This is a genomic window from Ensifer sp. ZNC0028, assembly GCF_000799055.1.
GTDB lineage: Bacteria > Pseudomonadota > Alphaproteobacteria > Rhizobiales > Rhizobiaceae > Ensifer.
Genome location: NZ_JTLA01000127.1, coordinates 1 through 6,383 on the forward strand (window position 1 = coordinate 1; position 6,383 = coordinate 6,383).

The 6,383-nt window shown below is 62.2% G+C and carries 7 protein-coding genes; 3 read left to right on the plus strand and 4 right to left on the minus strand.

The features are described from left to right. Together L981_RS27665 and L981_RS27670 are read left to right on the plus strand one after the other, a co-directional pair. Positions 1 to 389, plus strand: a 389-nt coding sequence (locus tag L981_RS27665; protein ID WP_043624095.1) for a Holliday junction DNA helicase RuvB C-terminal domain-containing protein, incomplete at its 5' end; no start/stop codon positions are given. Then, entirely contained in the window at positions 390 to 1,292 is a 903-nt protein-coding gene (locus tag L981_RS27670) for a metallophosphoesterase (RefSeq protein ID WP_043624098.1), read from the plus strand. It begins immediately after the preceding gene. A gap of 119 nt (positions 1,293 to 1,411) precedes the next feature. On the opposite strand, the gene L981_RS27675 is transcribed toward L981_RS27670, so the two are convergent. From L981_RS27675 to L981_RS27690, 4 genes are all read right to left on the minus strand, one after another. Continuing rightward, positions 1,412 to 2,620 (minus strand): hypothetical protein, encoded by a 1,209-nt coding sequence (locus L981_RS27675; protein ID WP_043624101.1) that lies wholly within the window; start codon positions 2,618 to 2,620, stop codon positions 1,412 to 1,414. A 178-nt stretch (positions 2,621 to 2,798) separates the two neighbouring features. Next, on the minus strand, positions 2,799 to 3,689 hold the full coding sequence (locus tag L981_RS27680) for an NAD(P)-dependent oxidoreductase (protein WP_043624104.1): 891 nt from the start codon (positions 3,687 to 3,689) through the stop codon (positions 2,799 to 2,801). Then, positions 3,686 to 4,546 (minus strand): glycosyltransferase, encoded by an 861-nt coding sequence (locus L981_RS27685; RefSeq protein WP_043624107.1) that lies wholly within the window; start codon positions 4,544 to 4,546, stop codon positions 3,686 to 3,688. Before L981_RS27685 ends, L981_RS27680 begins: the two co-directional genes overlap by 4 nt. Continuing rightward, on the minus strand, positions 4,543 to 5,763 hold the full coding sequence (locus tag L981_RS27690) for an NAD-dependent epimerase/dehydratase family protein (protein ID WP_043624110.1): 1,221 nt from the start codon (positions 5,761 to 5,763) through the stop codon (positions 4,543 to 4,545). Before L981_RS27690 ends, L981_RS27685 begins: the two co-directional genes overlap by 4 nt. Positions 5,764 to 5,887: 124 nt before the next feature. On the opposite strand from L981_RS27690, the gene ybgC reads away from it, so the two are divergent. Then, complete coding sequence (ybgC, locus tag L981_RS27695; RefSeq protein WP_043624113.1) at positions 5,888 to 6,343, plus strand: tol-pal system-associated acyl-CoA thioesterase; 456 nt, start codon at positions 5,888 to 5,890, stop codon at positions 6,341 to 6,343. Positions 6,344 to 6,383 lie beyond the last annotated feature (40 nt).

The following is a 6,383-nucleotide window of genomic DNA, read 5'->3' on the forward strand; positions in this document are numbered from 1 at the left end:
GCATCGCCGGCCGGCTGTTGCGTCGGGTGCGCGACTTCGCCGAAGTGGCGCGCGCCGAAGCCGTGACCAAGGAACTCGCCGACGAGGCGCTGACGCGGCTGCTCGTCGACAATATGGGCCTCGACCAGCTCGACCGGCGCTATCTCTTCATGATCGCGCAGAACTTCGGCGGCGGTCCTGTCGGAATCGAAACCATCGCCGCCGGCCTTTCGGAGCCGCGCGATGCCATCGAAGATATCATCGAGCCCTATTTGATCCAGCAGGGCTTCATCCAACGCACGCCGCGCGGCCGTATTTTGACCGCCAATGCCTGGAAACATATCGGCCTTAATCCCCCCAAGGAAATGGAGGCGACCCAGTTTCGCCTGACATTAGAGGACGACGACTAGATGATCAGCCGACGCGGATTGTTGAAACTGGTCGGCGGCGGTATCGCCAGTATGGCAGCACTTGGCGGTTACGCCTTTGCCGTCGAACCATTGGCCCGGCTGAACGTCACCCGATACAAATTGACGCCGCCCAATTGGACGCCTGGGCTGAAGCTGCGCCTCGTCGTGCTTACCGACATCCACGCCTGCGAGCCCTGGATGCCGGCGAGCCGCATCGCTTCGATTTGCCGGCAGGCCAACTCGCTTGGCGGCGATATCACGCTGCTGCTCGGCGACTATGTGGCCGGCATGAACTTCGTCACCAGCTATGTGCATTCCAGCGAATGGTCGAAGGCGCTCGCAGTTCTCGAGGCACCGCTCGGCGTGCACGCCGTCATGGGCAATCACGACTGGTGGGAAGACAGGACGGCGCAGAAGAACGGTGGCGGACCGACCTTTGGGCACAAGGCGCTGCAGGACGTCGGCATCAACGTCTACAGCAACCGGGCTGCCCGCTTCGAGAAAGACGGGCAGGGTTTCTGGGTCGCCGGCCTCGAAGATCAGCTGGCGCTGTTGCCCGGTAAAAAATGGAAGCGCAGGCACATGGGTGGTCTCGACGACCTCGACGGTACGCTCGCCCAGGTGAGCGATGCCGATCCGGTCATCCTCATGGCGCATGAGCCGGATGTCTTCCCGCGCGTTCCATCGCGTGTCGCGCTGACGCTGTCGGGCCATACCCATGGCGGCCAGGTGCGGTTTCTCGGCTATGCGCCGGTCGTGCCCTCGCGTTTCGGCGAGCGCTACGCCTATGGCCATGTGACCGAGAACGATTGCAATCTGATCGTTTCCGGCGGTCTCGGCTGCTCGCTTGCGCCGGTTCGCTTCGGCATGCCGCCGGAGATCGTGGTGATCGATCTCGGCTGAGCGGTAGATTCCGGGCTTGACATCTTGGCCTGAAAGAACCTGGCGTCAAAACGACGCCAGGCCCGTTTTCTTCCGCCCGCTCTGTTGAGCCGAGCAGGGCGCCCGTTCGTCACGTGGCCTCAGGCGGCCCGGATGGCGCCGCTTCGCAGTGCGCCCCGCAGGCCGGACGCGACCTCATAGGTGTCGGTGACCAACAGCAGGCCGTCGGCGCACTGGTACCATTCCCCTTCGCTCATGCTCTTCACCGACGGGCTGAGCGTTGCCAGTTCAACCGAGCCGGGCGGTGTGCTAATGATCCGTTCGGCGACCCAGCTATCGAGCCAGGCCTGGTTTGCCGGTGAAACCGCCTCGAGCGCGATTTGCGGGTGCTTGTCGAAGTAGGTCTGGACGGCCAAGTTGGTCGGCGCGATGACGATCTGGTCGAGATTGCTGTCGCCGAGGGCATCGATCACGCGAGAGTTTTCCAGTGCCGCCAGGAAGGTGTCGGTCTTGCCATCCCGGCCGGTCGAAGAGGCGAGGGAGCGCAAGGTCTCCAGTATCGTCGGCAGCGGCGGAACGACCTCGATGTCGCTGGTGCCGGTCCTGGTCAGGGACTGGTAGACGAGATCGATCTCGGGCGTGAACGACCGCTTGCGAATGCCGCGCGTCCAATTGAATTCAAAGTCTACCTCGAAGCGCCCTTTGAAGTTGGGCGTTGCGCCTTGCGGGACCTCGATGATCGCGGCTGCATTCCAGATGTAGCCGGCATAGGAGGGACGGCCGGGATTTGCCGGTACTCCTGGCGATACCCAGCCGACATGGGGCAGCCGCGCCTGCCACTCGATCGATTGCGTTGCGGGCCGTGCCGCAAACGAAACCTCGGAGGCGGTGAAGCTGACACCCACATTGGCGCTGAGCGAGGCGCCGCCCTTCGGACCTTCCTTGCTGTATTCGGCGCTGAGTTCGCCGCCGATCGAGAAACTGATCGTCGCCTGCTCGACGGTGCTGTTGGGCCCGAAGGTTACCAGCCGCGCCTGCGACGAGTTCGTTTCGAGGCGCAGCTTCATCTGATTGGCGTAAAAGCCGACCGACACCCAGTTGGACGACGGGTTGGACGGCGAGCCCTGGATGCCGTGATAGACATCCCCGACGACGAGATAGTAGTCACGCGTCAGGTTCTGGTTGCCGCGCATCAGTTTGTAGACCGAAAGCAAGGCGTTTGCGGTCAAGGTTTGCGATGAGGTCTTGACCGTACCCCAGCCAAAATCATTGCCGCCATTCGTTTTCCATTCACCGTTCAAAGTGCCGACAAGCTTCCAGACTTCAGGATTCAACGTCTCGATAGGCATGATTGATTTCCTTCGAAGCGCCGTCGATCGACGGGAGGGTTGAGCTTTTGCGCGGAGCGGGACCGTTCCGCACAGCCAACATAGCGCGGATTTTCGAGAGCAACCTGTGGTGTTAAATTGTAAATTAACACTCCTTAAAGGAGTCCTTGATCGACACAGAACGGCTCTGCACAGCGCCTCAGCCGAGCAGCTTTTCGATCGTCTCGCGCAGCCGCGGCAGCCCGCCCGGTGTCCAGCCGAGCGCGCGCAAGCGGTCGCAGTCCATCGCGTTGAAATCAGCCAATGCGGCCGGTTCGGGCAGGTCGTTCGTGCAACCGGTGATTTCGCGCACGATTTCCAGAATGGTACGGCTGTCGACGAGGATGTCGGAGACGTTGAAGACCGAAGCCGGTAGGCGGCGTGCTTCCGCTTCAAGCACGAGGCGCACGGCGGTTGCGACATCGTCGCCATGCACTTCCGTGCCGGCCCGCGCTGCAACCGGGCGGCCCTGCTGATAGTCGTCAAACAGGGCCTGCCATTTGTGCGACGCCCCGTTGCCCGGCGCTCCGTAGACGCCGGTGACGCGCAGGCTCGCTGTCTTGAAGTCGTTCGTGCTGAGCAGTTCCAGTTGCCGTTCCGCCTCAAGCTTGAGCGTGCCATAGAGGCTCTCGGGGTGGCAGGCCGACCCCTCGGTCAGCAGCGTGCCCGCTGGGTGTGCTCCATAGACCGCGCGGCTCGACAGGAAGATGCAGCGCTCCACGCCCTGTTCGCGTGCCGTTTCGAACAGGCGAATCGAACCATCGAGATTGGCGCGGCGGAAACCCTCGGGATCGTCGCCTTCGCCGCCGCGATATCGGCCGGGGATGTGCTGGAAGGCGGCATGGACGAAACACTGGACATTGGCGAAAGCCGCGCTGTGATCGATCGTCGGATCGAGCGACAGGGGCACGAAATCAACAGGTCCGCCGACGAAGGTGCCGGCGGGCCGCGTGCGACCACCCACCACCACCTCGTACCCGGCCTGTAGCAGATGCTCGACGATGAAACGGCCGACGAAGCCTGTGCCGCCGGAGACAAGCACCCGGCTCATCGGCGGGCTGGGTTGGCGAGCGATGCGATGTCCGGAATAGCCTCTCCTGTGAGATAGCCGTGCCAGAGATCGATCAGCGGCTGCAGGGCCTCCCGGCGCGGATGATCCTTCTCCCAGGGCTTTTCATACTGGTAGTGCAGCACGCCGATCGCGCTCCATTCCCAGAGTTCCGGCAGGTTGAACCAGACATATTGAAGCATGTTCATCGTCACCGGCAGGCCGTGCCAGTCCGGGAAGAACGTCTGCAGAAAGCTCTGGTCGGTGCGCGGCCAGAAGGCGTCCGGCGCGTCAAGCCGAGTGAGCATTCTGTCGAATGTCGCCAGTGACGGTTCGGCGACGAAGACGCCGGAATTCAGCCGGTGAAAATCCGCAAGACTTTCATAGACATTGGGGGCGGCCGAGAATTCCGGATAGGCGAACAGCCGGTCGATATTCCTGAGAACGATCGCGTCGGCATCGATGAAGACGCAGCGGCGGTATTCGCCAAGCTGCCAGAGCCGGAGCTTGCAGAAGTTGTCGAGCGGCGAGTGGAAGTCGGGCTTGCGGCCCTTGGTGAAGGGCGCCTGCTCATGCACGTTCCGGCGCTGATGACGCGCGTTGAATTCGTCGGAGAGCGGCAGGAGGTCGGTCTCGACCATGCGGCATTGGAATTCTGCGAGCGGTGCCAGCGCCTCGTGCGAAACGCCGCCGGTATGGAGCACGACGATATCGGCCTTCGTGCCCGTCAGCCTCATGGAGCGCGCCAGCGCGCGGGCGCCAAGCGCATAGTCGGCATTGGTGACGAGCGTCACATAGGCATGGTCGGCTTGGGGAGGCGAGGAGGGGCGGAGCCCCTCCGAAGGATCGGTCGATCTCATGAAACGGATTTCAGCCGCTTGCCCTCTGGGTCGTGGTTGATGAGCGGCGCGATGTCCTTGGTCCAGGCGGAGACGGCGGGCACGCGCGTTCTGTCGACACGATAGGCGAATTTCTTGGCGACATCGACAATTTCCGTAAGAAGCCCATCCTGCAGCCGCGTCGGGTTGAGGCCGAGGCTCAGGAATTTCTCGTTGTGCACGACGAGTTCGTTCTCGGCGGCTTCCTTGCGCGGGTTCGGCAGCCAGGCGATCTGAGCGCCCGATATCGTGGCGATCATCTCCGCGAGGTCGCGCACCCTGTGGGTTTCGGTCATCTGGTTGAAGATCTCGACGCGGCTGCCGCGCGCCGGCGGGTTCGTGAGTGCCAGCTCGATGCAGCGGACCGAGTCCTGGATATGGATGAAGGCGCGTGTCTGGCCGCCCGTGCCGTGCACGGTCAACGGATAGCCGATCGCCGCCTGGATGAGGAAGCGGTTCAAGACCGTGCCGTAGTCACCGTCATAGTCGAAGCGGTTGATTAGCTGCGGGTGGCGGCGCGTCTGCTCGGTGTGGGTGCCCCAGACAATGCCCTGGTGCAGGTCGGTTATCCGAAGCCCGTCGTTCCTGGCATAGAACTGGAAGAGCAGCTGATCCAGGCACTTGGTCATGTGGTAGATCGAGCCGGGATTGGCGGGGTAGAGGATTTCCTGGCTGACGGTCTCGCCGCCCATCGTTTCGATGCCGACAGGCAGATAACCCTCGGGGATTGCCGCACCGATGGTGGAGTAGCCGTAAACGCCCATGGTGCCGAGATGAACCAGGTGGGCGTCGAGGCTGAGCTCGACCAATGCGTTCAGGAGATTGTGCGTGGCGTTGACGTTGTTGTTGACCGTGTAGTTCTTGTGGCGGTCGCTCTTCATCGAATAGGGGGCGGCTCGCTGCTCGGCAAAATGCACGATGGCATCAGGGCGATGTTCGGCGAGCCAGTTCTTCAGAAGCTCGTAGTCGCGGGCAAGATCGATCAGGTTGAAATGGATGCGGCGGCCGGTTTCGGCATGCCAGATGCGGGTGCGTTCCTGGATCGAATCCATCGGCGTCAACGACTGCACGCCCAGTTCCGTATCGATCCATCGGCGGGAGAGATTGTCGAGGATATGAACGTCGTGACCGGCATCGGACAAATGAAGGGCCGTGGGCCAGCCGACGAAACCGTCGCCGCCGAGAATCGCAATCTTCATGCACGTTCTCCTGATCGCAAAGGAAGTCCGTCACGTGATAGGATAGGATTGTGACAAGGCTGCAATGCTTGCAAACGGCTTTTTGTTCCTGCACAGGAAACGGGAAATTCTTTCGGAGAAAAGTATGTCCCTGATCTCGCTTGCAGGCGAACTGACCGAAAACGGCCATCAGCTGATCCAGCGCGTCTATTACGAAGACACCGACTTTTCCGGCGTCGTCTACCACGCCCGCTACCTGCACTTCATGGAGCGCGCCCGCACCGATTTCCTGCGGCTGCTCGGCGTCGAACAGGCGACGCTGGCGATCGAGGGCGACAGCGAGGGCCTCGTCTTCGTCGTCCACCGCATGGAGATCGACTTCAAGGCGCCGGCGCGCATGGACGACATCCTGACGATCACGACCGTCACGGAGAAGGCCGGGGGCGCCAAGATGGTGCTGCAGCAGGAAATTCGCCGCGGCGAACAGTTGCTGATCGCTGCCAAGGTGATCATCGCCGTGATCAATGCTCAGGGCCGCCCGCGGCGGCTGCCGGAGGCGCTGGCCTACAAGTTCCAGCATGCCAAGGAGAGCGCCGGCTAGGGTCTGTACTCAATAGGGATTCCTGTTTTTACCGAATTGT